The sequence below is a fragment of the Pseudomonas sp. NMI760_13 genome, assembly GCF_021283245.1.
Lineage (GTDB): Bacteria > Pseudomonadota > Gammaproteobacteria > Pseudomonadales > Pseudomonadaceae > Aquipseudomonas > Aquipseudomonas peradeniyensis.
In genome coordinates, this window is the sequence record NZ_JAJSRC010000005.1 from 50577 (window position 1) to 75739 (window position 25163).

Annotated in this window: 25 protein-coding genes; 11 read left to right on the forward strand and 14 right to left on the reverse strand. The window is 65.8% G+C overall.

The window, feature by feature from the left end; all coding sequences use genetic code 11:
- Window positions 1-4: 4 nt before the first annotated feature.
- The 3 genes from benB to LU671_RS07080 all read right to left on the reverse strand — a co-directional run bounded on the left by benB (window position 5) and on the right by LU671_RS07080 (window position 2992).
- Entirely contained in the window at window positions 5-490 is a 486-nt protein-coding gene (gene benB, locus LU671_RS07070) for a benzoate 1,2-dioxygenase small subunit (RefSeq protein WP_186714351.1), read from the reverse strand.
- Window positions 487-1845, reverse strand: a complete 1359-nt coding sequence (benA, locus tag LU671_RS07075) for a benzoate 1,2-dioxygenase large subunit (RefSeq protein ID WP_232855143.1) — start codon at window positions 1843-1845, stop codon at window positions 487-489. Before benA ends, benB begins: the two co-directional genes overlap by 4 nt.
- A 127-nt stretch (window positions 1846-1972) precedes the next feature.
- Window positions 1973-2992 (reverse strand): LacI family DNA-binding transcriptional regulator, encoded by a 1020-nt coding sequence (locus LU671_RS07080; protein WP_203646752.1) that lies wholly within the window; start codon window positions 2990-2992, stop codon window positions 1973-1975.
- 207 nt (window positions 2993-3199) lie between these two features.
- Between LU671_RS07080 and LU671_RS07085 the strand changes: the two genes are divergently transcribed.
- From LU671_RS07085 to LU671_RS07095, 3 genes are all read left to right on the forward strand, one after another.
- Window positions 3200-3739 carry a gluconokinase gene (locus LU671_RS07085; protein ID WP_232855150.1) on the forward strand — a complete coding sequence of 180 codons (540 nt, stop codon included), beginning with the start codon at window positions 3200-3202 and terminating at the stop codon, window positions 3737-3739.
- A gap of 114 nt (window positions 3740-3853) precedes the next feature.
- Window positions 3854-5206: a GntP family permease gene (locus LU671_RS07090; protein ID WP_203646753.1), complete on the forward strand. Its 1353-nt coding sequence runs from the start codon at window positions 3854-3856 to the stop codon at window positions 5204-5206.
- Between the two features lie 105 nt (window positions 5207-5311).
- Window positions 5312-5611: a hypothetical protein gene (locus LU671_RS07095; protein WP_232855152.1), complete on the forward strand. Its 300-nt coding sequence runs from the start codon at window positions 5312-5314 to the stop codon at window positions 5609-5611.
- A gap of 156 nt (window positions 5612-5767) precedes the next feature.
- On the opposite strand, the gene LU671_RS07100 is transcribed toward LU671_RS07095, so the two are convergent.
- The 4 genes from LU671_RS07100 to LU671_RS07115 all read right to left on the reverse strand — a co-directional run bounded on the left by LU671_RS07100 (window position 5768) and on the right by LU671_RS07115 (window position 11198).
- Window positions 5768-7195, reverse strand: a complete 1428-nt coding sequence (locus LU671_RS07100) for a sigma-54-dependent transcriptional regulator (RefSeq protein ID WP_203646755.1) — start codon at window positions 7193-7195, stop codon at window positions 5768-5770.
- Window positions 7164-8657, reverse strand: a complete 1494-nt coding sequence (locus LU671_RS07105) for a sensor histidine kinase (RefSeq protein ID WP_203646756.1) — start codon at window positions 8655-8657, stop codon at window positions 7164-7166. The genes LU671_RS07100 and LU671_RS07105 overlap by 32 nt, the downstream gene beginning before the upstream one ends.
- 289 nt (window positions 8658-8946) lie before the next feature.
- Window positions 8947-10392, reverse strand: a complete 1446-nt coding sequence (locus LU671_RS07110; RefSeq protein WP_203646758.1) for an ATP-binding protein — start codon at window positions 10390-10392, stop codon at window positions 8947-8949.
- A 206-nt stretch (window positions 10393-10598) separates the two neighbouring features.
- Entirely contained in the window at window positions 10599-11198 is a 600-nt protein-coding gene (locus tag LU671_RS07115; protein WP_232855153.1) for a lytic transglycosylase domain-containing protein, read from the reverse strand.
- A 185-nt stretch (window positions 11199-11383) separates the two neighbouring features.
- On the opposite strand from LU671_RS07115, the gene gspG reads away from it, so the two are divergent.
- From gspG to LU671_RS07130, 3 genes are all read left to right on the forward strand, one after another.
- Window positions 11384-11809 (forward strand): type II secretion system major pseudopilin GspG, encoded by a 426-nt coding sequence (gspG, locus tag LU671_RS07120; protein ID WP_050705945.1) that lies wholly within the window; start codon window positions 11384-11386, stop codon window positions 11807-11809.
- A gap of 11 nt (window positions 11810-11820) precedes the next feature.
- Window positions 11821-12999, forward strand: coding sequence for a type II secretion system F family protein (locus LU671_RS07125; protein ID WP_232855154.1), 1179 nt, complete (start codon window positions 11821-11823; stop codon window positions 12997-12999).
- A gap of 66 nt (window positions 13000-13065) precedes the next feature.
- Window positions 13066-14223, forward strand: coding sequence for a GGDEF domain-containing protein (locus tag LU671_RS07130; RefSeq protein WP_232855155.1), 1158 nt, complete (start codon window positions 13066-13068; stop codon window positions 14221-14223).
- 15 nt (window positions 14224-14238) lie between these two features.
- Here LU671_RS07130 and LU671_RS07135 read toward each other — a convergent pair whose 3' ends face one another.
- Window positions 14239-15153, reverse strand: coding sequence for a site-specific integrase (locus tag LU671_RS07135; protein WP_232855156.1), 915 nt, complete (start codon window positions 15151-15153; stop codon window positions 14239-14241).
- Window positions 15154-15368: 215 nt separating this feature from the next.
- Here LU671_RS07135 and LU671_RS07140 point away from each other — a divergent pair, with 215 nt between their 5' ends.
- Both LU671_RS07140 and LU671_RS07145 read left to right on the forward strand, forming a co-directional pair.
- Window positions 15369-16550 carry an NnrS family protein gene (locus tag LU671_RS07140; protein ID WP_232855158.1) on the forward strand — a complete coding sequence of 394 codons (1182 nt, stop codon included), beginning with the start codon at window positions 15369-15371 and terminating at the stop codon, window positions 16548-16550.
- 92 nt (window positions 16551-16642) lie between these two features.
- Window positions 16643-17290, forward strand: a complete 648-nt coding sequence (locus tag LU671_RS07145; RefSeq protein ID WP_186714366.1) for a DUF1345 domain-containing protein — start codon at window positions 16643-16645, stop codon at window positions 17288-17290.
- Here LU671_RS07145 and LU671_RS07150 read toward each other — a convergent pair.
- Window positions 17216-18445 carry a pyridoxal phosphate-dependent aminotransferase gene (locus LU671_RS07150; protein ID WP_232855160.1) on the reverse strand — a complete coding sequence of 410 codons (1230 nt, stop codon included), beginning with the start codon at window positions 18443-18445 and terminating at the stop codon, window positions 17216-17218. The genes LU671_RS07145 and LU671_RS07150 overlap by 75 nt on opposite strands.
- A gap of 298 nt (window positions 18446-18743) precedes the next feature.
- Between LU671_RS07150 and LU671_RS07155 the strand changes: the two genes are divergently transcribed.
- Complete coding sequence (locus LU671_RS07155; RefSeq protein ID WP_186714368.1) at window positions 18744-19007, forward strand: DUF1652 domain-containing protein; 264 nt, start codon at window positions 18744-18746, stop codon at window positions 19005-19007.
- Here LU671_RS07155 and LU671_RS07160 read toward each other — a convergent pair.
- Complete coding sequence (locus tag LU671_RS07160; RefSeq protein ID WP_232855161.1) at window positions 19004-21091, reverse strand: putative bifunctional diguanylate cyclase/phosphodiesterase; 2088 nt, start codon at window positions 21089-21091, stop codon at window positions 19004-19006. The genes LU671_RS07155 and LU671_RS07160 overlap by 4 nt on opposite strands.
- Before the next feature lie 364 nt (window positions 21092-21455).
- Between LU671_RS07160 and LU671_RS07165 the strand changes: the two genes are divergently transcribed.
- Window positions 21456-21737, forward strand: a complete 282-nt coding sequence (locus tag LU671_RS07165; protein WP_232855168.1) for a hypothetical protein — start codon at window positions 21456-21458, stop codon at window positions 21735-21737.
- 1 nt (window position 21738) lies between these two features.
- On the opposite strand, the gene LU671_RS07170 is transcribed toward LU671_RS07165, so the two are convergent.
- The 4 genes from LU671_RS07170 to LU671_RS07185 form a co-directional block, all read right to left on the reverse strand.
- Window positions 21739-22419 carry an alpha/beta hydrolase gene (locus tag LU671_RS07170; RefSeq protein WP_232855170.1) on the reverse strand — a complete coding sequence of 227 codons (681 nt, stop codon included), beginning with the start codon at window positions 22417-22419 and terminating at the stop codon, window positions 21739-21741.
- Window positions 22420-22535: 116 nt separating this feature from the next.
- Entirely contained in the window at window positions 22536-23345 is an 810-nt protein-coding gene (locus LU671_RS07175; protein WP_203646775.1) for a substrate-binding periplasmic protein, read from the reverse strand.
- Between the two features lie 141 nt (window positions 23346-23486).
- Window positions 23487-24113, reverse strand: a complete 627-nt coding sequence (locus tag LU671_RS07180; RefSeq protein ID WP_232855176.1) for a glutathione S-transferase family protein — start codon at window positions 24111-24113, stop codon at window positions 23487-23489.
- 79 nt (window positions 24114-24192) lie between these two features.
- Window positions 24193-24645 (reverse strand): hypothetical protein, encoded by a 453-nt coding sequence (locus LU671_RS07185; protein ID WP_232855178.1) that lies wholly within the window; start codon window positions 24643-24645, stop codon window positions 24193-24195.
- A gap of 165 nt (window positions 24646-24810) precedes the next feature.
- Here LU671_RS07185 and LU671_RS07190 point away from each other — a divergent pair, with 165 nt between their 5' ends.
- The gene (locus tag LU671_RS07190; protein ID WP_232855179.1) at window positions 24811-25128 is read left to right on the forward strand and encodes a DUF2388 domain-containing protein; all 318 of its coding nucleotides are present in this window, start codon (window positions 24811-24813) and stop codon (window positions 25126-25128) included.
- The last annotated feature ends 35 nt before the right edge of the window (window positions 25129-25163 follow it).

Here is a 25163-nt window from a genome sequence, read left to right on the forward strand (position 1 = left end):
TGAATCAGATGTGGTAGATGTCGATGACCTGGCGCACGTAGTCGTTCTTCAGGACCACCTTCTTGGCCTTGATCAGCGGCTGTTCGCCGCGCAGGTCGAGGGTGTAGAAGCTGGTGCCGAAGTAACTGTCGGTGGTCTTGTAGCGAAAGCTCAGGGTGTGCCAGTTGAAACGCACCTGGCAGCTGCCCTCGTCCGCCGCGACGATCTCGATGTTGCTTAGATTGTGCGAGGTGCGGGTATCCGGGACCGTGGCGCTGGAGCGCTCGGTCTTGATGCGGAACACCCGGTCCTCGAGGCCGCCACGGTTGCCGTACCAGATCAGCGAGATCTCGCTTTGCGGGTCCTCGGTCAGGGTGTCGTCGTCATCCCAGGAGGGCATCCAGAAGGTCGCGTCGCAGGCGTACAGCTCCAGCCATTGGTCCCACTGGGCGTCGTCCAGGTAGCGCGCCTCGCGGTAGAGGAAATCGCGCACGGTGTCATGCAGGCTCATTGCACGGCCTCCACAGGGATCAGCTGTTGTTCGTCCTTCAGGGCCTGGACCATGGTGTCCTGCCAGTACTTGTGCTGCAGCACGAACAGGCCTTCGTCTTCGGTGCGCACGCCCGACAGCAACGGCTTGAGCGCGATCTCGCTGGCCGCCGCGTCGGCGCCTTCGATCCAGTGCTTCGCCCCCCGGGACATGTCGTTCCAGCCGGCACCTGCGCCGTAGCCGGTCTGGCAGGAGCGAAACTCCTCCAGGTCGTCCGGAGTGGCCATGCCGCTGACGTTGAAGAAGTCCTCGTACTGGCGGATGCGCCGGGCGCGGGCCTCGGCGCTTTCACCCTTAGGCGCGATGCAGTAGATGGTGATCTCGGTCTTGTTCACCGAGATCGGCCGGGCCACGCGGATCTGCGAGCTGAACTGGTCCATCAGGTAGACGTTCGGGTACAGGCACAGGTTGCGCGAGTTCTCGATCATCCAGTCGGCGCGGGCCTGGCCGAAGTCGGCGGCCAGTTGCTCGCGGCGCTCGTAGGCCGGGCGATCCTCGGGGTTGGCCCAGCGGGTCCAGAGCAGCAGGTGGCCGTGCTCGAAGGAGTAGAAGCCGCCGCCCTGCTTGGCCCAGGCGCCGGCGCTCATGGTCTTGATCTCGTCGCCCGCCTCGCGCTGCTTGCGCTGGTTCTGGGTGGCGGCGTAGTTCCAGTGCACGGAGCTGACGTGGTAGCCGTCGGCGCCGTTCTCGGCGGTGAGCTTCCAGTTGCCTTCATAGATGTAGGAGCTGGCGCCGCGCAGCACTTCCAGGCCCTCGGGCGACTGGTCGACGATCATGTCGATGATCTTCGCCGACTCGCCCAGGTGCTCGACCAGTGGCTTGACCTCGGCATTCAGACTGCCGAACAGGAAGCCCCGGTACGACTCGAAACGGGCAACCTTGGTCAGGTCGTGGGAGCCGTCGCAGTTGAAGCTGTCGGGGTAGCCGGCGTTACCCGGGTCCTTGACCTTGAGCAGCTTGCCGCTGTTGTTGAAGGTCCAGCCGTGGAACGGGCAGGTGTAGCTGGACCGGTTGCCGCGCTTGTGCCGGCAGAGCATGGCGCCGCGGTGGCTGCAGGCGTTGAGGAAGGCATTGAGTTCGCCGTCCTTGTTGCGCGCGATGAAGATCGGCTGGCGCCCCATGGTCAGGGTGAGGAAGTCGTTGTTGGCGGGAATCTGGCTTTCATGGGCCAGGTAGATCCAGTTGCCCTCGAAGATGTGCTTCATCTCCAGGTCGAACAGGCGCGGGTCGGTGAACATCTCCCGCTTGCAGCGATAGACGCCCTTCTCCCGGTCATCCTCGAGCAAGGCATTGAGATAGTCGAATCCCAGGGACATGGCCAGGGCCTCCGTTGTTATTGTTCAGGCCGGGTCAGGTTAGGTCCCTGGGTGGGACGGGGATATCCGGATTGTGCAGAGTGCTATCCGTTTTGTGCAGGCAGAATCATGCAGTGCCTGTAGCGGCTCAGGAGCTCTCCCGCACCATCAGCTCGAACCCCAGGTCCTGCTGCCCGGTGGCCACCCGCTTGCCGTCGAGCAGCGCCAGCAGCGCCTGGGCCGCGCCGCGGCCGACCGCCGCGCGCGGGGTGCGGATCGAGGTCAGGCGCGGGACCATGTGCGCCGAGGCCGGCAGGTCGTTGAAGCCGACCATCGCCACCCGCTGAGGCACCTCGACGTCCTCGCGCAGCGCCTGCAGCACCGCGCCCTGGGCCAGGTCGTCGTTGCAGAAGAAGATCCCGTCTACGTCCGGCGCCTTGGCCAGCAGGCGGCTGAACAGCGTGCCGCCCAGGCCGATGGACGACGGCTGCGGATCGAGCATTTCCAGCTCGGGCGCCTGCAGTCCGGCCTCGGCCAGGGCCTGGCGGAAGCCCTCGGCGCGCTGCATCACCCGCGGGTCGAGCTGCGCGGCGATGAAGCCCAGGCGCCGCCGGCCACGCTCTATCAGGTGGCGCGCTGCGGCGCGCCCGGCCTCGTGCTGGGAGAAGCCCACCGACAGGGCATCGGCCTCACCACCCAGCTCCATCATATGCACGCACGGCACCCGGCTGGCGGCGAGCATCTGCCGCGAGGCGTCGCTGCGTTCGAAGCCGGTGAGCAGCATGCCGCACGGCTGGTAGGCCAGGTAGTTGCGGATCAGGTTCTCTTCCTCGGCGATATCGTAGTGATAGTTGCCGATCAGCACCTCCAGGCCACGGGGGCGCATCACCTCGTGGATGGCCTCGAGGGTATCGATGAACAGCTGGTTGGACAGCGACGGGATCAACACCACCACCGACTGGCTGCGCGCCGAGGCCAGGGCACGCGCCGCCGGGTTGGCGACGTAGCCCAGGCTGGCCGCCGCGGCCATGACCTTCTGCGCCAGTTCCGGCGCGACCGTGCTGACGCCGCGCAGGGCGCGGGAGGCGGTGATGGGGGAAACCCCGGAAAGCCTGGCGACTTCCGCCAGGGTGGGACGACCGGTAGTGCGCGAGCCAGTGCGGGACATGAGTGTTGTAATTTTACCGCTTGCAGGAATGGGGAACGGTCACTAAGGTAGCGCTGTCTCTGAATGCAGGCAATGCAATCTTGGTAGCAGGCATGCGTTCAGCGTCCATACTGCCAAAGACAAGATCAATAACACCCGGGAGGGTGGCGCAAGACCTTCGGTTCGTCCCGACCGAGACAGCGCTATCTCACCCAGCAGGAGGTACAGATGAACCCTACCCTGTCCGCGATCGTGGTCATGGGCGTAGCCGGCTGTGGTAAAAGCAGCGTCGGCGCCGCCATCGCCACCCGCAGCGGCGGCCGCCTGATCGAAGGCGATGCCTTCCACCCCGCCGCGAACATCGCCAAGATGAGTGCCGGTATTCCCCTGGACGACGACGACCGCGCCGGCTGGCTGGTGCGTCTGGGCCAGGAGCTGCAAGACACCCTGGCCGCCGGCGAACGCCCAATCCTGACCTGCTCGGCCCTCAAGCGCCGCTACCGCGACACCCTGCGCCAGGCCGTGCCCGAACTGTGCTTCGTGTTCCTCGAACTGACCCCGCAGGAAGCGGAAAAGCGCGTGCTGGCCCGCCCCGGCCACTTCATGCCGGCCAGCCTGATCGACAGCCAGTTCGCCGCGCTGGAACCGCCGCACGCCGAGCCCCTGACCCTGGCCCTGGATGCCACCCGCCCGCTGATTACCCTGGCCGAGGACGTGCACCAATGGCTAAAGCCTTGCGGTGAGCAGGCGCTGGCGCGGACTGCCTGATCCGGCGGTTTTTCCGGCTCACCAAAGACAGCGCTGTCTCCATGCTTCTCAAGACGCAATGACGCAAGACACGCGACACCAAAACAACAACGAAAAGACCGAGGTTCACGAACCATGTTCGGACTGGCTACCGATACCTTCCTGTTGCTCGACGCACTGGTCACCATCGTCGGGCTCATCCTGCTGATCACCCATTTCAAAGTCCACCCCTTCGTCGCCCTCACCCTGGCCGCAGGCTTTCTCGGCCTGACCTCCGGCATGCCGGTGGCCAAGGTGATGAAATCGTTCCAGGACGGCTTCGGCGGCGTGCTCGGCTTCGTCGGCATCGTCCTGGCGCTGGGCACCATGCTCGGCAAGCTGATGGCCGACTCCGGCGGCGCCGACCAGATCGCCCAGACCCTGATCCGCGCCTTCGGCAAGCAGAAGGTGCACTGGGCGATGATGTTCGCCGCCTTCCTGGTGGGCATCCCGCTGTTCTTCGAGATCGGCTTCGTGCTGCTGATCCCGCTGGTGTTCATCGTCGCCCGCCGCTCCGGCGTGTCGCTGGTGAAGATCGGCATCCCGCTGCTGGCGGGCCTTTCGGTGGTGCACGGCCTGGTGCCGCCGCACCCGGGGCCGCTGCTGGCGATCGGCATCTTCCACGCCGACATCGGCAAGACCATCTTCTACGGCCTGCTGGTGGCCCTGCCGACCGCGGTGATCGCCGGCCCCCTGTTCGGCAACTTCATCTCGCGCTACATCCCGGGCAACCCGTCCCAGGAGCTGATGGACCAGATCGCCCGCGAGTCGAACCAGCAGAACCTGCCGAGTTTCAGCGTGACCCTGATCACCGTGCTGCTGCCGGTGGTGCTGATGCTGCTGAAAACCTTCGCCGACGTGGTACTGCCGGCCGAGCACATCGTGCGCCAGTGGATGGACCTGATCGGCCATCCGATCACCGCCCTGCTCGCCGCCCTGCTGCTGGCCTTCTACACCTTCGGCTCGGCCCGCGGCTTCAACCGCCAGCAGATCATGAAGATGCTCGACCAGAGCCTGGCGCCCACCGCCGCCATCGTGCTGATCGTCGGCGCCGGCGGCGGCTTCAAGCAGATGCTGGTGGACACCGGCGTCGGCAACGTGATCGGGCAGATGGCGGTACAGGCCGAGATCTCGCCGATCCTGCTGGCCTGGCTGGTGGCGGCGGTGATCCGCATCGCCACCGGCTCCGCCACCGTGGCCACCATCACCGGCGCCGGCATCGTCGCCCCGGTGATCGACCTGGTGCCGGGGGTCAACCGGGAGTTGCTGGTGCTGGCCACTGGCGCCGGTTCGTTGATCCTGTCCCACGTCAACGACGCCGGGTTCTGGCTGGTCAAGCAGTACTTCAACATGACCGTGGCCGAGACCTTCAAGACCTGGAGCATGATGGAGACCATCCTCTCGGTGGTCGGCATCATCTTCATCATGCTGCTGTCGCTGGTGGTGTGACCGTTGGTCGCCGTCATGGCACCTTGCTGACGGGCCACAGGCCCAAGTGAGACAGAGGCCCTGCGCTGGCAGGGCCGCTTTCTCCGTCGCAAAGGAGCCTGCCCCATGAAACACGCCTTCCTCCTCGCCGCCCTGCTCGCCTCGCCACTGGCCTTGGCCGCCGGTACCGGCGCCACCTACCCTGACGATCCGCACAATCCGGCGCCACAGCCGGGGGTCGACAGCACCCTCAACCCGATCGAGAAGCCCATGCCGCGGGATACCGACCCGCGGATCAAGGGCAATGACCCGGAAAGTCCGCCGGCCGAACAGAACGATGATCGTGATCTGCCGGGGATGGGAGGTAGTGGATCGGAGGGGATGGGGCGTGACGGTGGTGGGTCAGGGACTGGCGGGAAACCTTGAGCTCACAACGCTACTCGGTCCCTGTAGGAGCGGCCTTGTGCCGCGAAAGGGCTGCAAGGCAGCCCCGGCGATATCGGCTTGATGCACGAATCCTGGGGGCGCTTCGCACCCCTTTCGCGGCACAAGGCCGCTCCTACAGGGATTGCGCTGGGCTGGTTACCACTGGCGCTTGTCTGGACGGGTCAGGCCGAGTTTTTCGATCTTGTAGCGCAGCATGTCCCGCGACAGCCCCAGCAGTCGTGCCGACTTGGTGACGTTCCAGTCGGTGCGATCAAGCGTGCGGCAGACCATGTCGCGCTCCATGTCCGGCAGGCTGGCGGCGCCCGGAGGCTCGTGGCGCGGCGCTTCGAACGCCAGTACTTGCGCGGGTTGCGCCGGCGGCTCGTCGACCAGGGTCAGACACAGGTTCAGCTGATGGGCGCCAATCACCTCGCTGGGGGCCAGCAGCACCGTCTGCTCGAGCATGTTGCGCAGTTCGCGCACATTGCCCGGCCAACCGTAACCCAGCATCAGCGCCTCGGCCTCGGCCGAGAAACGCAGGTTGGGCTTGCCGTAGCGCCGCCCGTGATGAGCCAGGAAATGCCGGGCCAGGCGCAGGATATCCTGCCCGCGCGCGTACAGGCGCGGTACCTTGAGCGCGATGATGCGCAGGCGGAAGAACAGGTCGCGGCGGAACTTGCCCTGCTGGACCATCTGCTCGAGGTTGCAGTTGGTGGCGCTGATTACCCGCAGGTCGACCTTGCGCTCCTTGACCGCGCCGATGCGGCGGATGGTGCGGTCCTCCAGCAGCTTGAGCAGCTTGGCCTGCAGCACCAGGTCCATCTCGCCAATCTCGTCGAGGAACAAAGTGCCGCCATCGGCCGCCTCGACCAGGCCCACGCGACGTTCCTTGGCATCGGTGAAGGCGCCCTTTTCATGGCCGAACAGCTCGGCCTCCAGCAGGTTGGCGGGAATCGAGGCGCAGTTGAACTCGATGAACGGACCCTTGGCCCGGCTGCCGTCGAAATGCAGGGCGCGGGCCACCAGCTCCTTGCCAGTGCCGGTCTCACCCTCCACCAGTACTGGCGGCAGGTCGCCGCTGGCCATGCGCTGCTCGGCGTCGAGCAGCTGGCGCAGGGTGTGCTTGAGCTCGAGCATGGCCGGCGACTCGCCGATCAGCGCCTGCAACCCGGACTTCTGCGCCTCGCGCTCCTGGTAGAACGACAGCGTGCGCTCCATGCGTTCGGCGGCCAGGGCCTTGTCCAGCATCAGCTTGAGCTCGGCCAGCACCACCGGCTTGGTCAGGTAGTGGAACGCCCCCTCCTTCATCGCCAGCACGGCGTCCTCGACGTTGCCGTAGCCGGTCATCATGATCACCTTGAGCTCCGGCGCCTTTGCCACCAGCGTGCGCAGCAGGTCGTGGCCGCTCATGCCGGGCAGCGAGTTGTCGGTCAGCACGGCGTCCGGCTGGGCGCGCTTGATCTGCTCCAGCGCCAGTTCCGCACTGTGGCACACCGTGACCTCGAAGCCTTTCAGGCCCAGGTAGGTGCGAATGTTATCTGCAAGGATTTCATCATCCTCTACCACCAGGATGCTGTGCTCCATGGTCCCCTCCCGCTGCAATGTTGAAAGTCAGGCTGACGCGGGTTCCTTCCTCTTCGCGGCTGGTCAGTTCGACCGCGCCGCCAAAGCGTTCCATGATCCGTTTGACCAGGGCCAGGCCGACACCCAGCCCGCCCTGCTTGGTGGTGAAGAACGGCTTGAACACCATGCGCCGCTGCTGCTCGCTCATGCCCTTGCCGGTGTCGCTGAGCTGCAGCTGGGCCTGCTGGCCCTCCAGCTGGCGCACCTCGGCGCGCAGCTCGCCACCCTGGGGCATGGCCTCCAGGGCGTTGGCGAACAGGCTGTTGAGGATCTGCGTCAGTTGCAGCGGCTGGCTGGCCACCCATTGCGCCGGCGGCCCGTCGAAGGCGAAACGTACGCCGTTGCGCTCGATCTGCGGGGCGAAGGCCTGGCGCGCATCCTCGATGGCCGCCACCAGGTCCACCGACTCGGCTTCGTCGCTGGTCGGGCGCAGCGACACCAGCAGGTCGCGGACCCAGCGCGACATACGGTCGACCTGGGTGATGATGTCACCAATGTTCTTCTGCGCCGCCGGACTGGCGATGTCCTGCGCAAGTTCGGCGCTGGAGCGGATGTTGGCCAACGGGTTGCGCAGGCTGTGGGCCACCGCCGAGGACATCTCGCCCAGGGCCACGTAGGTCTCGCTGGCCACCAGGCGGTCCTGCTGGTGGTGCAGCAGGCTGGCGGCGCGGCGCACGATCCAGAACAGGCCGAAGTAGATCAGCGCCCCGCCGACCAGGGTCGAGGCCCAGATCAGCACATAGCCGCGCTGGATACGTCGCACCAGGTCCTGGGGTTCCTTGTAGATCTCGACCATGGCCAGCACCTGTTCACCCTGGCTGTCGAACAGCGGGATGTAGTTCTCGATGAACAGGTGCCGGGGCTCGCGCTGGAACTTCTGTTCCTCGCGGTCCTCGTCGGCCTTGTGGTAGCTGGCCGATACCGCCTTGCGCGAGTGGAAGGCATGCTCCAGGTCGTCGTCCTCGTCGATGCGCTTGCCGATCAGGTTGGGGTTGGTCGACCAGACCACCAGGCGGTCGCGGGCGTAGACATTGGCCAGCAGGGTGTCGGGCAGGTGTTCGACGTGGTCGAGAAACTCGACCCGGGTCGACTCCGCCAACTGCGGGGTGAACTGCAGGTGTTGCTGGTCCAGGCGCGGGTCAAGCAACTCGCCCATGGTGATGCCCGGCGGCAGTTGCGAGTGACGCACCTCGGCCTGGGCCATGGCCTGGATGAACTGGGCGGTGAGCATGGCGTCGCGCTCGACGCTGTCGCGTACCACGAAACGCGTCGAGACGTACCCCAGCCCGCCGGCGACCGAGGCGATGATCAGCAGGCTGACCAGCGAGAACCAGCGCAGCAGGTTGAACTCGCGCAGCGGCGCGGCCAACCCGCTGGCAGAGGCGCCGGGCTTGTCTGGGGCTTCGTTTTCGAGCGTCTGCATCGCGTCGCTCCCGCCTGGGGCCGATGAGGGCTATCGGCATGCCCTTGCTACCGGTGGTAGCAAAGTGACTCCATTGAGCCCGGACAGACGATGCCGCCTCAGGCCTGTATCAGGTCTAGCAAAAACTCGGCCAGTACATTCAATATTCTATTTTTTATTATAAATCATAGACTTAGATAAATTTGTTAATGCTAAATGTTGAAAAACCCCCACTTTTGGGGAATTGCTACCCACATCCAATAAATTCCTTATAAAACAATCCATTAAGAGACATTTCTACCGTTACACATCACACTGCTGCGACGCGAAAATTCAACAGCACCCGTGTCCCCATCCCCTCGCGACTGCTCAACCGCACCGAACCACCAAAGCACTCCATGATCCGCTTGACCAGCATCAGCCCTACCCCCACGCCACCCTGCTTGGTGGTGAAGAATGGCCGGAAGGCCATGCGCTGCTGCTGCTCGCTCATGCCCTTGCCGGTATCCGATAGACGCAGGCTGAGGGTGCGTCGGTCGTGGCGCACCACCTCCACGCGCAACTCTCCGCCCGCCTCCATCGATTCCAGGGCGTTGGCGATCAGGCTGTTGAAGATCTGCCCGAGCAAGGCCGGCTGGCCCAGCACCCGGACCGTCGGCAGGTCGGCCAGGACCAACCGTACACCACCCTGTTGCAGCGCCTGGCCATGGGCCTGGAGGCTGTCGCGCAGGGCCTGGGCCACATCCACCGGCACAGCCTCGTCGCCGAGCGGGCGCAGCGACTGCAGCAGCTCGCGCACCCACTGCGACATGCGATCGACCTGGTTGATGATGTCGCTGATGTTCTTCTGCGCCGGGCCTTCGTCGAACGCCTGGGCCAGTTCGGCGCTGGAGCGGATGCTCGCCAGCGGGTTGCGCAGGCTGTGCGCCACAGCCGACGACACTTCGCCCAGGGCGACGAAGGTTTCGTTGCCAATCAGCCGCTTCTGCTGCACCGCCATCAACCGGGCGGCGCGGCGCATGATGCCGTACAAGCCGACATAGACCAGGCCGACGCCCACGGCGATGGCCAGCCAGATCAGCAGCAGGCCGTGCTCGATGCGCACGATCAGGTCGTGGGGCTCCTTGTAGATCTCGACCATGGCCGTGACATGTTCGCCGTCGGCATCGAACAGGGGGATGTAGTTCTCGATGAACAGCTGCTCGGGCGGGGTGACGAACTTCTGCTCGCTGCGCGCCTGCTCGAAGTCGTGGTAGCTGGCCGACACCCGCATCTTGTACTCGAACGCCCGGTCGAGGTCGTCGTCCGACTCGATCAGCTTGCCGATCAGCGCCGGGTTGCTCGACCAGATCACCGTGCGGTCGGGGGCGTAGATGTTGGCCAGGAGCATGTCCGGCAGGTGGGCGATATGGTCGAGGAACTCGCCCCGGGCCCGGCGCCGGGCCTCGGGATCGACGTCCGAAAGGGCGTGGTCGGTGCGCGGATCGAGTAGCTCGCCCATGGTCCGCACGTTGGGGATCGACACATGGCGCACTTCGGCATCGGCGATGGAGGTGATGAACTGCGCGGTGAGCAAGGCGTCGCGCTCGACGCTCTCGTCGATGATGAAGCGGCTGGAGATCAGGCCCAGGCCGACACCCACCGAGAGGATGATGGCCAGGCTCACCCAGGCGTACCAGCGCAACATGTTGAACGGTTTGCGCGCCGGGCCGGTGTCGGCGGGCGGCAACGTGTCGGGACGTGGGGCGAGGTCCATGGCGGGCTCCGCGGCTGGGCACCTCTAGAGGTTATAGCCCAGAGTTGGGGGAAGCATGGGGTGTTGGGGAGCTATTGATCGTGTGAGGGCTGCCAGGTGCTTGTCGTAACCCTTGCAGCGCCTGTGAGATCGAGCGCCGCGCGGGCGGCGCTCGATCTCATAGGCGCTGCAAAACTCACGGCGAACACCTAGAAACCCCACCCCGATCAAAGCGGCGCATCCTCGGCCAACCCCCGCAACAACCGATACTCACGCAACACCGCCGGCACATACCGCCGCGTCTCGGCAAACGGCGGTACCACCCGCCCTCGGCTGAGCACGGCGTCGGGCCCGGCATTGTAGGCCGCCACCGCCAGGGTGATGTCGTTGTCGAACAGCTTGAGCATGCGCTTGATATAGCGCGCCCCGCCCTGCACGTTGGACGCCGGGTCCAGCACATCCGCGACGCCCATCTCCTTCGCCGTGTCCGGCATCAGCTGCATCAATCCCGCCGCCCCCTTGGCCGAACGGGCCTTGGGGTTGTAGCCGGACTCGGCCTTGATCAGCGCATGCAAGAGCGCCGGCGACACATCGTTGGCCAGGGCCGCGGCCGCCACCAGGTCGGCATAGGGCCGCCCGGTGACCAACTGGGCGTTGACCGGCCCGCCAGCCACCGCGCGCTCCTTGATCACCCGTTCATAGTGCCGTCCTGGCCGATGCACATTGGACAGCACGAAGCCGCCCTTGCCATCGCTGGCGATGTAGATATCGGCCTGGGCGCCGAACGCCATCAGCCCTGCCGCCAGTCCCAGGATCAGTCCACGCATGTCGGTCGCCTCCCGCCGCAAAAGATCAAGAGTGGCCCCCGATGTGGGGGAAATGCCCCGTCGATCCGGGCTTTTCGGTTATGACGCAAGCGCCGTGCCGGTCGCCAGCGCGCATGGCGCAAGGGCCCGGCGCAGACGTGCACGGCTGTTGCATGACAGAGGCAAACGCACTGGAGGGTTTCACCATGCAGCGCAACATCCACGGCCAACGCGGCTTCACCCTGCTCGAACTGTTGGTGGTGCTGGTGGTGCTGGGCCTGCTGGCCGGCATCGTCGCGCCCAAGTACTTCAGCCAGCTGGGCCGTTCCGAGGCCAAGGTGGCGCGAGCGCAGATCGAAGGCCTGGGCAAGGCCCTGGACCTCTATCGTCTGGAAGTCGGCCACTACCCCAGCAGCGAACAGGGCCTGCAGGCCCTGGTGGTCGCGCCCGGCGGCGAGGCGCGCTGGTCGGGGCCGTACCTGCAGAAAGCGGTGCCCCAGGACCCTTGGGGACGCCCATACATCTACAAGCAGCCCGGCGAGAACGGTGGCGAGTACGATCTGCTGTCGATGGGCAAGGACGGCCAGCCCGGCGGTGACGGGGAAAACGCCGAAATCACCAGCTGGCAGTGAGGAGCCCGGCCATGCGCTATCAGCTCAAGGCCCTGGGCAGCCAGGGCGTGGTGCAATTGCAGGTCGAGGCCGAGGACAGCGAACAGGCCCGGCGCCAGGCCGAAGACCAGGGCTTGCGCGTGCTCAGCGTGCGCAGCCAGGGCCTGGCCCTGCGCCGCCGCCCGACGGCGTTCGACCTGATGCTGTTCAGCCAGGAGCTGGCCACCCTGCTCGGCGCCGGCCTGCCGCTGATCGACGCCCTCGAGAGCCTGGCCGAGAAAGCCCCGGGCGGCGCCACGCGCAAGACCCTGGAGCAGCTGGTGCGCCAGCTGTACGAGGGGCGCTCGCTGTCCCAGGCTCTGGCCCAGCAGCCACGGGTGTTCCCCGCCCTGTACGTGGCCCTGGTGCAGTCCAGTGAACGCACCGGCGCCCTGGGCGACGCCCTGAACCGCTACATCGGCTATCGCCAGCGACTGGACCTGGTGCGCCAGAAACTGGTCGGCGCTTCGGTCTATCCACTGCTGCTGTTGCTGGTGGGCGGCGGCGTGGTGCTGTTCCTGCTGGGTTATGTAGTGCCGCGCTTCAGCCTGGTGTTCGAGGGCATGGGCACCGAGCTGCCCTGGCTGTCGCGGGTGCTGATGCAGATCGGCCTGTTCCTGCATGCCCAGCAACTGCCCCTGGGGCTGGGCGCCCTCGCCGGCCTCGGCGCGCTGGTCGCCCTGCGTCGCCATCCGGCAGTGCGTCGTGGCGCCGGCCGCGTGTTGCGCCGTATTCCAGCCTTGCACCAGCGCCTGGTGATGTACGAACTGGCACGCTTCTATCGCTCGCTGGGGATCCTCCTGCAAGGCGGTATTCCCATCCTCACCGCCCTGGGCATGGCCCGGGGCCTGCTGGGCAGCAGCGCGGCCGAAGGCCTGGAGCAGGCCAGCCGACGGGTCGCCGAGGGCCTGCCGTTGTCCGATGCGCTGCAGGCCGGGCAACTGGTAACGCCGGTTTCGCTGCGCCTGCTGCGCGCCGGCGAGCAGTCGGGCAACCTGGGCGAAATGCTCGAGCGCTGCGCGGACTTCCACGACCAGGAGATCGGCCGCTGGGTCGAATGGTTCGTCAAACTGTTCGAGCCCTTGCTGATGACCTTCATCGGCCTGCTGATCGGACTGATCGTGATCCTGATGTACATGCCGATCTTCGAGCTGGCGTCGAGCATTCACTGAGCGAGGTAGCAAATGGCCATGCGCATGGCTTAGCATCGCCGGTCTGCCCTTTTGAGCCCTTGTATCGTGCCGCTTAGCCTGCCGACCCTGATCCTGGTCGCCGTTTTCATCCTGGCCCTGATGGGCATCCTGACCCTGCACGCCTGGCGGCGCTGCGCCAGCGACCCGAGCCTGGGCTACCTGGGCGCGATGCTGCTGATCTCGGGCCTGGGGGTCTGCCTGAATGCCCTGCGTGGGATTGGCGTGGACTACCTGGCCCTGGTACTGGGCAACATCGTCCTGCTGGTCGGCACCGGCCTGGGCTGGACGGCCATGCGCGTGCTCGGCGGGCGCAAACCGCACTGGCCGCTGCTGCTGGCCGGCGCCGTGTTCTGGGGGCTGTTCAGCCTGTGGCCGGGCTTTTACGGCGATCTCGGCCTGCGGGTGAAGGTGTATTCGCTGCTGACCCTGGGCTACACCGTCCTAAGCATCGGCGAGTTGCTGCGCCCACGGGTGCGCCTGCAGGTGTCCTATACCCCGGCGTTGATCCTGACCACCCTGCATGCAGCGCTCTACCTGATGCGCACGCTGGTCGAGGACGGTGTCGCCCTCGACCAGGCCATCAACAACGGCGGCGCCAGCCCGGGCTTCTTCGCCTTCATCCTGTTCGAGTCGATGCTGTTCGCCATCGGCATCTCCTATGTGACCCTGGCGATGGTCCGCGAACGCGCCGAGATCCTGCTCCGCGCCGCGGCCTACAGCGACCCACTGACCGGCATCGACAACCGCCGGGCGTTCATGGAGCGCGGCGCACGGTTGCTGCATGACTGCGCGGCAGGCCAGGCACCGGTGGCGTTGCTGTTGTGCGACCTGGACCACTTCAAGCGCATCAACGACCGCTTCGGCCACCCCGTCGGGGACGAGGTGCTGCTGGCGTTCGCCCGGGAAACCGCTCGTCACCTGCGCCGGGACGACCTGTTTGCGCGCATCGGCGGCGAGGAGTTCGCCTGCCTGCTGCGTGACGCCAGCGAAGCCGAGGCCGAACAGGTGGCACAGCGGATCTGCGCCGGGTTTTCCGGGCTGGCGCTGCTGGAGCCGGGGCTGCTGGGCGTGAGCATCGGCATCGTCAGCCAGCCGGCCGCGCAAGGTGATCTGTCTCGGCTGCTGTCGATGGGTGACAGGGCCTTGTACGCGGCCAAGCAACAGGGGCGCGGTCGGGTTTTGCGCTATGCCGAGGTGTCCTGACGCCCTCGACCCCGCTTAGTAGTCGAAGTGCTCCACCGCCCGCCGCCGCTCGTTGTCATCACGCCGGTCATAGCTCGCCGTGGTCTGGATGTTGGCATGGTGCGCGAGCTTCTGCGCGATCGACAGGTCGTGCTCCTCGATCACCCGGGTGATGAACGCCCGGCGAAAATCATGGGGCATGATCTTGGCCCCCACCTGCGCTCCGCGCTGGCGAGCGATGTAGTAGATCGCGTGCTTGGTGATGCGCGCACGGGTGATATGGCTGCCGCGGCGGATGCGGTTGAACAGGAAGCTGTCGTCGCGCTCGCCGGCAGGCAGGTGCTGGCGGCGCAGGTCGAGCCAGGCCTGCAGCTTGTCGAAGGCCCAGGCCGGGGCGTACTTGACCAGTTGGCGGTTGCCCTTGGCCAGCACTTGCACGCTGCGCTCCTGGAAGTCCACCTGGTCCAGGTCGACGTCCACCGATTCCGACTTGCGCATGCCGGTTCCGTAGAGCAGCGCCAGGATCGCCGCATCGCGCACGCCCTGGGGGCGCGGGTCGGCGGCGCATACATCCATCAGTTCACGAATCAGGTTGCGCCGCAGGTTGCGCCCCGGCGGCAGGCGGCTGCCGCCGGCCGGCTTGACCTCGCGGATCATCAGCAACTGCTCGTGGTCGATCAGCCCCTGGCGCCAGGCCTCGTTCATCACCCCGCGCACGGCATTGACGTACAGCGATGAGGTATTGGGCGCGTAGCCATCGGCGCGCAGCGCCGCGACCAGGGCGATCACATGGCCGGGTTCAAGTCGGTACCAGGGCACCTCGGCGATATCGCCATCGGCGAAGCCCAGGCGGTCGGCGGCATCCTGCAGGATGTAGCGCATGGTCAGCTGGCTGGACGGGGCCAGGCGGGCAAGGTACTGCAGCAGCGGATTGCGCAGGAGGTCGGTCACAGCGGGGATCCTGTAGCAAAGCCGAATGCGCGGCGGGCGCAAGACGGCGTAAAGCGAGTCATTTCAACCCTGATCAAGGTCAAAAAGACTACAAACAAAAAGAGTCATAATGACTTCATGCAGTGCCATCACCTTGATATTCAAGGCCTTTGAACGCTGGCATGGTTCGTGATGGTACCCCATTCAACCGCTCCGATCGAACCAAGGTCCCCGCCATGCTCGTCCAGCCGATCACCGCTCGTCCACGCCAGCCCCTCTGGGCCCTGGGTTTTCGTCCGTTCTTCCTCGGTGGCAGCCTGTTCGCCCTGCTCGCCCTGCTGCTGTGGGCCGGCGTGCTGGCCGGCGCGTTCCAGCTCGACCCGGCGGGCGGCATGCTCGCCTGGCACCGCCATGAAATGCTGTTCGGCTTCGCGGTGGCCATCGTCGCCGGCTTTCTGCTCACCGCCGTACAGAACTGGAGCGGCATCCCAGGCCTGAGCGGCCGGCCGCTGCAGGGGCTGTTCCTGCTCTGGCTGCTGGGCCGGATCAGTTGGTTCCTGCCCTTGCCGGCCTGGCTGCTGGTCCTGATCGAGGGTACCTTCCTGCCCCTGGTGGCGCTGGCCCTGGCCAGGCCGATCATCCAGCGGCGACTGCGCAACAACTACCCCATCGTGGTCCTGGTGCTGCTGATCGCCGCTTGCCAGTGGCTGACCCTGGCCGGCGGGCTGCAGGACAACGAGGCGTGGCAACGGCGCGGCGTGCTGGCCGGGTTGTGGCTGGTGGCGGCGATGATGAGCGTGATCGGCGGGCGGGTGATCCCGTTCTTCACCCGTCGCGGCCTGGGCAACATGAGTCCGGCGCCGGCCCGGCCCTGGCTGGACCGCGCCTGCCTGATGGGCAGCGTGGCGCTGCCGCTCACCTACGTACTGGGCTTCAACGATGCGCCACAGCCACTGATGGCCACGCTGTTCGCCGCCCTGGCGGTGCTGCACGGCGTGCGCCTGGCGCTGTGGCATGACCGTGGCCTGTGGCGGGTGCCGCTGCTGTGGTCGCTGCACCTGGCCTACGCCTGGCTGATCCCGGCCTGCCTGGGCCTGGCGCTGTGGCATGCCGGGCTGGCGATCAATCCGAGCCTGGCCGCCCACGCCCTGACGGTCGGCGCCATGACCGGACTGATCGTGGCGATGATGGCCCGGGTCAGCCTGGGGCATACCGGGCGCCCGCTGGCGGTGCCGCGCAGCGTTGGCTGGGCGTTCGCGCTGATCCAGCTGGCGGCGCTGGCTCGGGTCGTGGTGGTGCCGATCACGCCGCTGGGACTGGGCTTGTCGGTGCTGTTCGGCAGCACCGCGCTGCTGCTGTTCCTCTGGCACTACCTGCCGATTCTGCTGCGGGCACGGGTGGATGGCATGCCGGGCTGAACGCCCCGCCTCGGCTTTCGCGCATTGCGTGGGAGCGGGCCTGCCCCGCGATAGTCTACAGTTCAACCCACGCCCATCCGCCAAGGGACCGCATGGCCTTCCACCACCTCACCCGCACCCACCCCCGTCTCAGTATCGCCACCCTGGCCGGCCTGCTCGGTGGCTGGCTGATCCCCGCCGGCGACACCGTGCAGCATATCCTCGCCGGCTGGAACCTCGGCGTCTGGTTGTACCTGGGTATGGTCCTGTGGCTGAGCCTGCGGGCCAATGCCGAGCGGGTACGCAAGGTTGCCCGTATCGAGGATGAAAACGCCGGCCTGGTACTGATCACCGTCTGCGTCTCGGCCATCGCCAGCCTGGCCGCCGTCACCCTGCAACTGGTGTCCAGCCGCGGCCTGGAGGGCGGCGCCCTGGCCCTGCACTACCTGTACACCGGGCTGACCGTGGCCGGCTCATGGCTGCTGATCGGCTGCATCTTCAGCCTGCACTACGCCCGGCTGTTCTACACCGGCGACCGCCATGAACCGCCCCTGCGCTTCGCCGACGGCGAGCGCAACCCGGACTACTGGGACTTCCACTACTTCTCGTTCACCATCAACGTCGCCGTGCAGACCTCGGACATCGGCGTCGCCGGCCGAGCCATGCGCCGGGTAGTGCTGGCCCACTCACTGGTAGGTTTCGTGTTCAACACGGCGATCCTCGGCTTTACCATCAACATCGCCGCCGGACTGCTCGGCTAGCACCCGCAGTGCGCAGGCGGCGATCCGCCGGCACACCTGCTCCAGCACATCGGCCTCCAGCACCAGCCCCAGGCGCAGGTGCCCCGCCGCACTCGGTCCGAAACCATCCCCCGGCAACAGGGCCACGCCCTCCTCGTCCAGCAGGCGCTGGGCGAACACCTGGGCGCCGAGCCCGGTGCCGCGGATATCGAGCATCACGAACATGCCCCCTGCCGGCCGATGGGCATGAATGCCCGGGCAGCCTACCAGCACCGCACACACCCGGTCACGCCGCTGCCGATAGACCTCGCGCATTCGCCGCACGTCATCGCGCGCCTGATCCAGAGCTACACAGGCCGCTTGCATGACAAACTCCGGCAAGCCGAACAACATGCTCATCACCAGGGTGCCGAGGTGCCGGGCGAACTGCGCCGGACCAATCACCCAGCCGACCCGCCAGCCACTCATGGCATGGGACTTGGACAGGCTGCCGATCGACACGCAGCGCTCGGCCATGCCCGGCAGGCTCAACGGGTTGGGCGCCTCACCGTCGTACAGCAGCGACTGGTAGACATCGTCGCAGACCAGCCACAGGTCATGATGGCGACATAACTGCGCCAGGCGCTCCAGGTCGGCCTGGTCGATCACCGCGCCCGTCGGGTTGTGCGGACTGTTGAGCAGCAGGCCGCGGGTGCGCGGGGTGATCGCCCTGGCCACCGCCGCAGGGTCCAGGCGAAACCCCTGCTCCGGGCGTACCGCGACGGGTACGGCCTGCGCACCGCAGGCACCGAACACGCCGTGATAGGTCACGTACATGGGTTCAGCGACGATCACCTCGTCGCCGGGTTCGAACAGGCACTGGAAGGTCGCGAACAGACCGCATTGCGCCCCTGCGGTCACCACCACCTGCGCGGGGTCGAGGGGCAGTCGGCTATGGCGCACCACTGCCTCACGCAGGGCGAGGCTGCCACGCACATCGCTGTAATGGGTGTCGCCGCGCCGCAGGCTGGCCACGGCGGCCTCGACCACCGGGGCCGGAGTGTCGAAATCGGGGTCGCCCACCGACAGCAGGATAATCTCGCGCCCTTGGCGGCGTTGCTCCAGGGCCTGGTAGTGAATGTCCCAGGCGGTGACTGCATGGCCGGCAATACGTTGGGTGAGCGTGGAATAACGCATGACTGTCTCCCTGTCTGCCGGCCGGCACCGTTGGTCCGAAAAGCGCTGCCGATAAACATAGCAGAGCAACCATCGCTGCCGCCCGCCCGCCCACGGGGAAAACGTTTGCCCCGGCCGATATACACCCACCGTTCATCGTGACAGGACTGTGACCGCCGTCATGCATTAGTACATCTGCCATATTTTCTGGCGATTGCTGCCATGGCAGGTGCTATGGTTACAGTCCCGACAGGCCAGGACGGCCACAGTGCTACTGCTACGGAATCACCGCGTTCAGGACACGAACAAGGAGGCTGGCATGAACAAGATGACGTTCCCCAACGCCTGCCAGGTGATGCGCTGGCATTTCCATCCGCTGGGCTTCGAGGCCAGCATGGATGCCCCGCGCAGCATGGTCGCCCGGCTGTTCGACCGGGCCACTGGCGAAACCCTGCTGGCGATCGCCGGCATTCCCTGCGCCACCATCATGCCCGCCGCCGATGTCGAGCGGATCATCGAGGCAGTGGAGGCCGAGATGGAAACCTTCGACCTGCTGGCCGGGCCCATGCGCAGCGCTGTCTAGATTGCCTGTTCCTGGCGCGCCTTTAACACCTGCAATCCCTTCATGAACTGCTCGGGCGGCACCGGCTGGCCAAGCAGGTAGCCCTGCAGCGAGTCGCAACCCAGGCGGGTCAGGAAGTCCTGCTGGCGGTCGGTTTCCACCCCTTCGGCGACAATTCGCAAGCCCAGCGCCTGACCCAGGGCGACGATGGCCGAAACGATCGCCGCGTCATCGCTGTCCTGCTCCAGATCGCGCACGAAGCCGCGGTCGATCTTCAACTCGTTGGCCGGCAGGCGCTTGAGGTACATCAGGCTGGAGTAGCCGGTGCCGAAATCGTCGATGGACAGGTCCACGCCCATGTCCGACAGGCGCTGCAGCACATGCAGGCTGGCGTCGGCATCGCGCATGGCGGTAGTCTCGGTGATTTCCAGGGTCAGGCGGTTGGCCGGCAGGCCGTTCTCGTTCAGCGCCTGGGCCACGCTGTCGACCAGCCCGGCATGGCAGAACTGGATGGCCGACAGGTTGACTGCGATGCGCCAGTCGTCGTTGCCCTCATCGAGCCACTGGCGCATCTGCCGGCAGGCTTCGCCCAGTACCCACTCGCCGATCGGAATGATCAGGCCGGTCTTCTCGGCCAGGCCGATGAAGCGGTCCGGCAGCATCAGGCCATGTAGCGGGTGCTCCCAGCGCAGCAGGGCCTCGGCGCCGATGGGCTGGCGCTGCACGGCGTCGAACTTGGGCTGGTAGTACAGGCGGAACTGGTTGTGCTCCAGGGCCGTGCGCAAATCCTGCAGCAACTGCAGTTGCTGGCGCGCGTTGCTGTTCATCGAGGCGTCGAAGAAGCTGTAGCCGTTCTTGCCGGCGCTCTTGGCGTGATACATGGCCGCGTCGGCGTTGCGCAGCAACTCGTGCTGGTCCAGGCCATTACCCGGGTACAGCACGATACCCAGGCTTGCCGACAGTTGCAGGTCGTGCTCGGCCACGCGGAACGGCCTGGCCATCAGGTTGACCTGTTTGACCGCGACGTTCATGGCGTCGTCCGGCTCGTCCAGCTCCACCAGCAGCACGAACTCGTCGCCGCCGATCCGCGCCAGGGTGTCTTGGCTGTGCAGATGGCCGCGCAGGCGCGCCGCCACGGCCTTGAGCAGCAGGTCGCCGACATGGTGGCCGAAGGCGTCGTTGACCGGTTTGAAACCGTCCAGGTCGATGAACATCAGGGCGAAGCAGCCGCCCTGCTCCGCCACCCGGCCCATGGCCTGGTCGATACGGTCGGCCAGCAGCGTGCGGTTGGGCAACCCGGTCAGGGTGTCGTGCAGGGCCAGTTGGGTCAGCTCCTGGTTGGCCAGGGTCAGCGAGCGTGCCAGCTCCGCCGTGCGCGCTTCCAGGCGGGCGTCCAGCACCGAGGTGAGCAGGGCCACCGCCAGCACCGCCAGGGTGGTGATCAATACCAGGTAGTCCAGGCCGTCGCCGGCCAGGCCCGTGGCCAACGCGCCACAGAAGCTGCCCGCCGGGAAGTTGGCCGCGGCCATGCCGGTGTAGTGCATGCCGACGATGGCGATGCCCATCACCACTGCCGCGACGCCGCGGATCTGGCGCACATAGGGCGTGTGCTGGCGCAGGCGGAAGGCAATCCACAGCGCCGCCGCCGACGCCCCCACCGCGATGGCCAGCGACGCGCCGAACAGCGTCGGGTCGTAGTCGATACCCGGCTGCATGCGCAGCGCGGCCATGCCCATGTAGTGCATGCAGGCGATGCCGGTGCCCATGATCAAGGCGCCGAACGCCAGCTGCAACCACGGCAGCTTCGGCTGGCTCACCAGCCACAGGGCAAAGCCCGAGGAGGCCACCGCGATCAGCAGCGACAAGGCCGTCAGGGCGGTGTCATAGCCCAGCTCGATCGGCAGGCTGAACGCCAGCATGCCGATGAAATGCATCGACCAGATGCCGATGCCCATGGCGAACGCCCCGCCACCCATCCACAGGTACACCGCCCGCCCCTTGGCCGTGGCGATGCGCCCGGTAAGGTCCAGGGCCGTATAGGAGGCAAGGATGGCCACGCACAGCGAAATCAACACCAGCGAGGAGGAGTAACTACCGATCAGCATTCGCACTTCCAGGAACAGGCCGAAGGACGGCCCGGGAAAAGCCGATAATTGTACTCAAGCTTTGGCGAAACGCACGGGGTTTTCGCGGGTCTGAGTGGATCCAATGATTGACCGGAGGCGCCGCAGGGACTGGGCTAGAGCGCATTGCCCAGTAATTGAAGGCATATTGCCATTGGTCGTCTCGGACCTCATCGCGGGGCAAGCCCGCTCCCACGCTGTGAAACATGCCTGAATGACCTGGAAGATGGCGTGGGAGCGGGCTTGCCCCGCGATAGCGTCATGACGAAACCCAAGCCAGGCGAAGCGACTCCAGCTAATCTGAACAGGCCAACACCCTGAAACCACGCCGCCCCAGGAGCTCGCCATGGCCACCCGCCCCAGGCAGGCAGTGCTGCTCGCCCTGCTTGCCCTCGCACTGTCGCTGACTGCCGGCTGTTCTAGCAAACACACCACCACCCGCTACGCAGCACAAGGCTCCGCTTGCTATGCCAAGGCCCTGCCCAGCAGCGGCGAGGGTGGCCTGGCCTTCGGCCCTACCCTCGCCATGGCCAGCAAGAAGTCGCTGGCCAGCTGCGTGCGCTACGCCGGCAGGTCGGGCGGCACGCCGCACACCTGCCAGGTCGTCGTGGCCAAGTGCAAGGGCTGAGCTAGCCCAGCGCCTCCTCGATCAGCGCGGCGACTTCCTTGGCCCGCGAGGCCAGCGATGCATGACTGGCATCCAGGGTGATGACCTTGCGCGCCTTCAACCGCGCCGACATCATCTGCTGGTTGGCCGGCGCGATCATGTGATCCTGGCTGGAGACCTGGTACCACGACGGTTTGTGCTTCCACGCCGGATCAACGATGGTGTCGCCAAAGGTGCTCGCCAGCGGCGCCTTCTGCGTCACCGCCATGACCAGCGCCTCGTCCGCCGGCAGGTCCTGGCAGAAGCTCTCATGGAACTTGTCGGCCTTGATCCACAGGTAGCCGTCGCTGTCCGGCGCCAGGTTCGCTGCCGCCAGCGGTGGATGCTGCTGGGTCAATCCGCCCGGGCTTTCACCCGCATCGGGTGCGAAGGCCGCAATGTAGACCAGCCCCGTTACATTGGCCTGGTTGCCCGCCTGGGTAATCACCGCTCCGCCATAGGAGTGGCCGACCAGCAGCACCGGTCCGCCGACCTGCGCCACCATCTTGCGCGTGCGCTCGGCGTCGTCCGCCAGGGAGGTCAGCGGCAGCTCCACGGCGCGGACTTGCGTGATGCCCTTGCGCGCCAGCTCGACGATCACCTTGCCCCAATGGGCGGCACCGCCCCAGAAACCGTGTACCAATACGACCGTTGGCTTGCTCATGGATGAACACCTTCGCTAGGGAAACAGGGATGTGATTCGCCGCAACAGCATAGGCCATAGGCTGGCGCGCCTTAGATCAAAGGCACTGGACGGCACTCGCGCAAATGACGCAAAACCTATTGGCCGGTCTGCTGGCGTTTCCAGCGTTGCAGGTTCTCGACCACCAGTTGCTCGGGCAACGGGCCTGCAACCAGCGCCTTCATCTTGCGCGCCAGCTGCTCGCGCAGCGCCGGCTTGTTGCAGCCGGACTTGTGTGACAACGCCAGGTACAACCCTTCACTGGAGATTGGTGGCTCAAGCACCTCAAGCGCCTGCTCCTTACCCAGCGTGCGAGCCAGGGCCAGCCCGGGATAATGTTCGAAGATCACATAGTCGCTGCGCTTGAGCAGCAGCTTCTGGAATGCCTGGGTGACGCTGGGTACGGCCTCGAGGTTGAGCTGCGCCCGCGCGTAGTCGTCGAAGGCCTGGCCGTGGCTATTGTTGACCAGCGTCCCGCCGCGTCGCCCCTTGAGGTCGGACCAGTCGCTGTAGGCGAAGCCCTCGCCCTTGCGCACCCAGACCACACTGGAGTTGAACAGGAATGGCGGATTGACGAAATCCACCAGCAGTTCCCGCGCCTGGGTGTGGAAATACCCGGCAAGCATGTCGACGCGCCCGCTGCTCACCTCTTCCTGGGCCCTCGACCAGGGCCCGACATACACCACGTCCACCACCAGGCCGAGCTCCTTGGCCACCTGCTTGAGCAGGTCGGCATTGGCACCGATAAGGCGCGAGGGGTCCTGCGGGTCACGCCAGAGGTAAGGGGGGTATTCAGGATTGCCGGTGGCGGTGAGGTGCTGGCAGGCGTCAGCGGCGACGCTGGTCTTGGGCACCATCGCCAGGGCGAACGACAACAACACAGACACGCCCAGACAACGTCCGTTCATTGCGTTCCTCGTACTATGGATGACGCCACTGACAACGTGGCCTTACACAGTGTGCACGAGAAATGGCCGAACGCCACGTGCGCTGTCGCGATCCGTGCTGCGGTACGTCGTCACGCCTGCTGCTGAACGTGCAGGGCTGCCTCAGCCGGCCGCCCGCGGCATCAGGTTGTAGGGGTGCTTCCAGCCTGGAACCGCCTGGATACGCGCCTTCCAGGCTTCGATATGGCGGAACTCCTCCAGCGCCAACCCCGTGTCTTCAGGCATGTACACATATCCCGCCAGGGACAGGTCGGCAATGGTCAGCCGCCCACCCACCATGAACGGCGTGTTTGCCAGGTGCGCATCGACGATCTGGTAGGCCGCCTTGGCCCGCTCGCGCAAGAAGCGGGTGACATCCGACTCGCCCATGCTCTTCAGGCAATAGATGAAACGCAAGGCCGCGTAGTAGCTGGTGAACTTGTGGTTGTCGAACAGCATCCAGCGCCAGATCTCGCGCTTCTCATGATCGTCACGCGGGCCGAAGCGCCCGGTGCGCTCGGCCAGGTAGTCGAGGATCAGCGCCGACTGGGTGAGCTTCTCCCCGGCGTGCTCCAGCACGGGCACCTCGCCCTGTTCATTGACCGCATCACGCCAGTCCTGGCCACGGGTCTGGCCGTGGAAGAAATCGACGAACTCCGGCGCCCAGTCCTGGCCGGTGAGTTCCAGCATCAATGCGACCTTGTAGGCGTTGCCGGATTCGGCAAAGCAGTGGAGCGTGTATTCGGCCATGGGCATTCGGTTCCGTTGATTGAGTATCGCCAGCGAGTCATCACCAGCACTTGCCCTTCGAATCGTAGTGACAGATTTCCTAACCACCAGAATTTTTGGATCGGCTGCTTGAGCGGCTGCCCCCGCGGAAGGTGGTGTCCTGGCCGCCGAGGGCGTTGGGCCTGCTCCTGGAACTGCGGCCATCGTTGTAGGTGGTGTCCTGGCCGCCAATGTTATTGGGCCGGCTTCTGGAACTAAGGCCATTATTGTAGGTGGTGTTTTGGCCGCCAATGTTATTGGGCCTGTTCCTGGAACTAAGGCCGTCGCTGTAGGTGGTGTCCTGGCCGCCAATGTTATTGGGCCTGCTCCTGGAGCTGCGGCCATCGCTGTAGGTGACATCCTCACCGCCAATGTTATTGGGCCGGCTTCTGGACGTGGTGCCGTCACTGTAACGGCAATTCTGACCGCCAATGTTATTGGGCTGGCATGTGTCGGCCAGGGCCAGCGGTGAAACAAAAATCAAAGTGGCCAACAGCGCAAACTTAAACTTCATGAATCTTCCTTGAACCGATCTACCGAGAAGGTGCCTGAACAATACAATGGCCGCATGCCATTAGCGAGTGCGCCATTCGACCGCCTGTGGAACTCCCTGCGCCCCTTCACGCTCTTAACATCATGCAGTAACTCCCTTGGGCATTACCTTTCCGGAGGACTCGCCATGCGCCATTTACTGCTCGTTCCCGCACTGCTGCTCCTGCTCCCCGCAGGCTTCGCCCTGGCCCGCGTCGATGCCGGGGATGTCGCCACCTCGGCGGGGATCTCCGCATCGCTGTACTCGACCTTCAAGGACGACAAACGGATCATTCCGGCCCGTGACGAACTGTCGGCCTTCGTCGCCAGTGGTGGTGCCATTCGCGGGGCTTACCTGGAGTCGGCACTGGCCCACGTACGCCAGGCCAATCCCGGGCTGCAGGCCAGTGACGAGGAACTGGCCCGGGCGCTACTGTCGCAGGATGACGGCTTGGCGGATCACTGAGCGCAAGAAACCCGGGGCCGCCCATGCGGCCCCTG

Coding starts and splice junctions, on each gene's coding strand:
- benB (WP_186714351.1), bottom strand. CDS start 490: ATGAGCCTGCATGACACCGTGCGCGATTTCCTCTACCGCGAGGCGCGC.
- benA (WP_232855143.1), bottom strand. CDS start 1,845: ATGTCCCTGGGATTCGACTATCTCAATGCCTTGCTCGAGGATGACCGG.
- LU671_RS07080 (WP_203646752.1), bottom strand. CDS start 2,992: ATGTCCCGCACTGGCTCGCGCACTACCGGTCGTCCCACCCTGGCGGAA.
- LU671_RS07085 (WP_232855150.1), top strand. CDS start 3,200: ATGAACCCTACCCTGTCCGCGATCGTGGTCATGGGCGTAGCCGGCTGT.
- LU671_RS07090 (WP_203646753.1), top strand. CDS start 3,854: ATGTTCGGACTGGCTACCGATACCTTCCTGTTGCTCGACGCACTGGTC.
- LU671_RS07095 (WP_232855152.1), top strand. CDS start 5,312: ATGAAACACGCCTTCCTCCTCGCCGCCCTGCTCGCCTCGCCACTGGCC.
- LU671_RS07100 (WP_203646755.1), bottom strand. CDS start 7,195: ATGGAGCACAGCATCCTGGTGGTAGAGGATGATGAAATCCTTGCAGAT.
- LU671_RS07105 (WP_203646756.1), bottom strand. CDS start 8,657: ATGCAGACGCTCGAAAACGAAGCCCCAGACAAGCCCGGCGCCTCTGCC.
- LU671_RS07110 (WP_203646758.1), bottom strand. CDS start 10,392: ATGGACCTCGCCCCACGTCCCGACACGTTGCCGCCCGCCGACACCGGC.
- LU671_RS07115 (WP_232855153.1), bottom strand. CDS start 11,198: ATGCGTGGACTGATCCTGGGACTGGCGGCAGGGCTGATGGCGTTCGGC.
- gspG (WP_050705945.1), top strand. CDS start 11,384: ATGCAGCGCAACATCCACGGCCAACGCGGCTTCACCCTGCTCGAACTG.
- LU671_RS07125 (WP_232855154.1), top strand. CDS start 11,821: ATGCGCTATCAGCTCAAGGCCCTGGGCAGCCAGGGCGTGGTGCAATTG.
- LU671_RS07140 (WP_232855158.1), top strand. CDS start 15,369: ATGCTCGTCCAGCCGATCACCGCTCGTCCACGCCAGCCCCTCTGGGCC.
- LU671_RS07145 (WP_186714366.1), top strand. CDS start 16,643: ATGGCCTTCCACCACCTCACCCGCACCCACCCCCGTCTCAGTATCGCC.
- LU671_RS07150 (WP_232855160.1), bottom strand. CDS start 18,445: ATGCGTTATTCCACGCTCACCCAACGTATTGCCGGCCATGCAGTCACC.
- LU671_RS07155 (WP_186714368.1), top strand. CDS start 18,744: ATGAACAAGATGACGTTCCCCAACGCCTGCCAGGTGATGCGCTGGCAT.
- LU671_RS07160 (WP_232855161.1), bottom strand. CDS start 21,091: ATGCTGATCGGTAGTTACTCCTCCTCGCTGGTGTTGATTTCGCTGTGC.
- LU671_RS07165 (WP_232855168.1), top strand. CDS start 21,456: ATGGCCACCCGCCCCAGGCAGGCAGTGCTGCTCGCCCTGCTTGCCCTC.
- LU671_RS07170 (WP_232855170.1), bottom strand. CDS start 22,419: ATGAGCAAGCCAACGGTCGTATTGGTACACGGTTTCTGGGGCGGTGCC.
- LU671_RS07175 (WP_203646775.1), bottom strand. CDS start 23,345: ATGAACGGACGTTGTCTGGGCGTGTCTGTGTTGTTGTCGTTCGCCCTG.
- LU671_RS07180 (WP_232855176.1), bottom strand. CDS start 24,113: ATGGCCGAATACACGCTCCACTGCTTTGCCGAATCCGGCAACGCCTAC.
- LU671_RS07185 (WP_232855178.1), bottom strand. CDS start 24,645: ATGAAGTTTAAGTTTGCGCTGTTGGCCACTTTGATTTTTGTTTCACCG.
- LU671_RS07190 (WP_232855179.1), top strand. CDS start 24,811: ATGCGCCATTTACTGCTCGTTCCCGCACTGCTGCTCCTGCTCCCCGCA.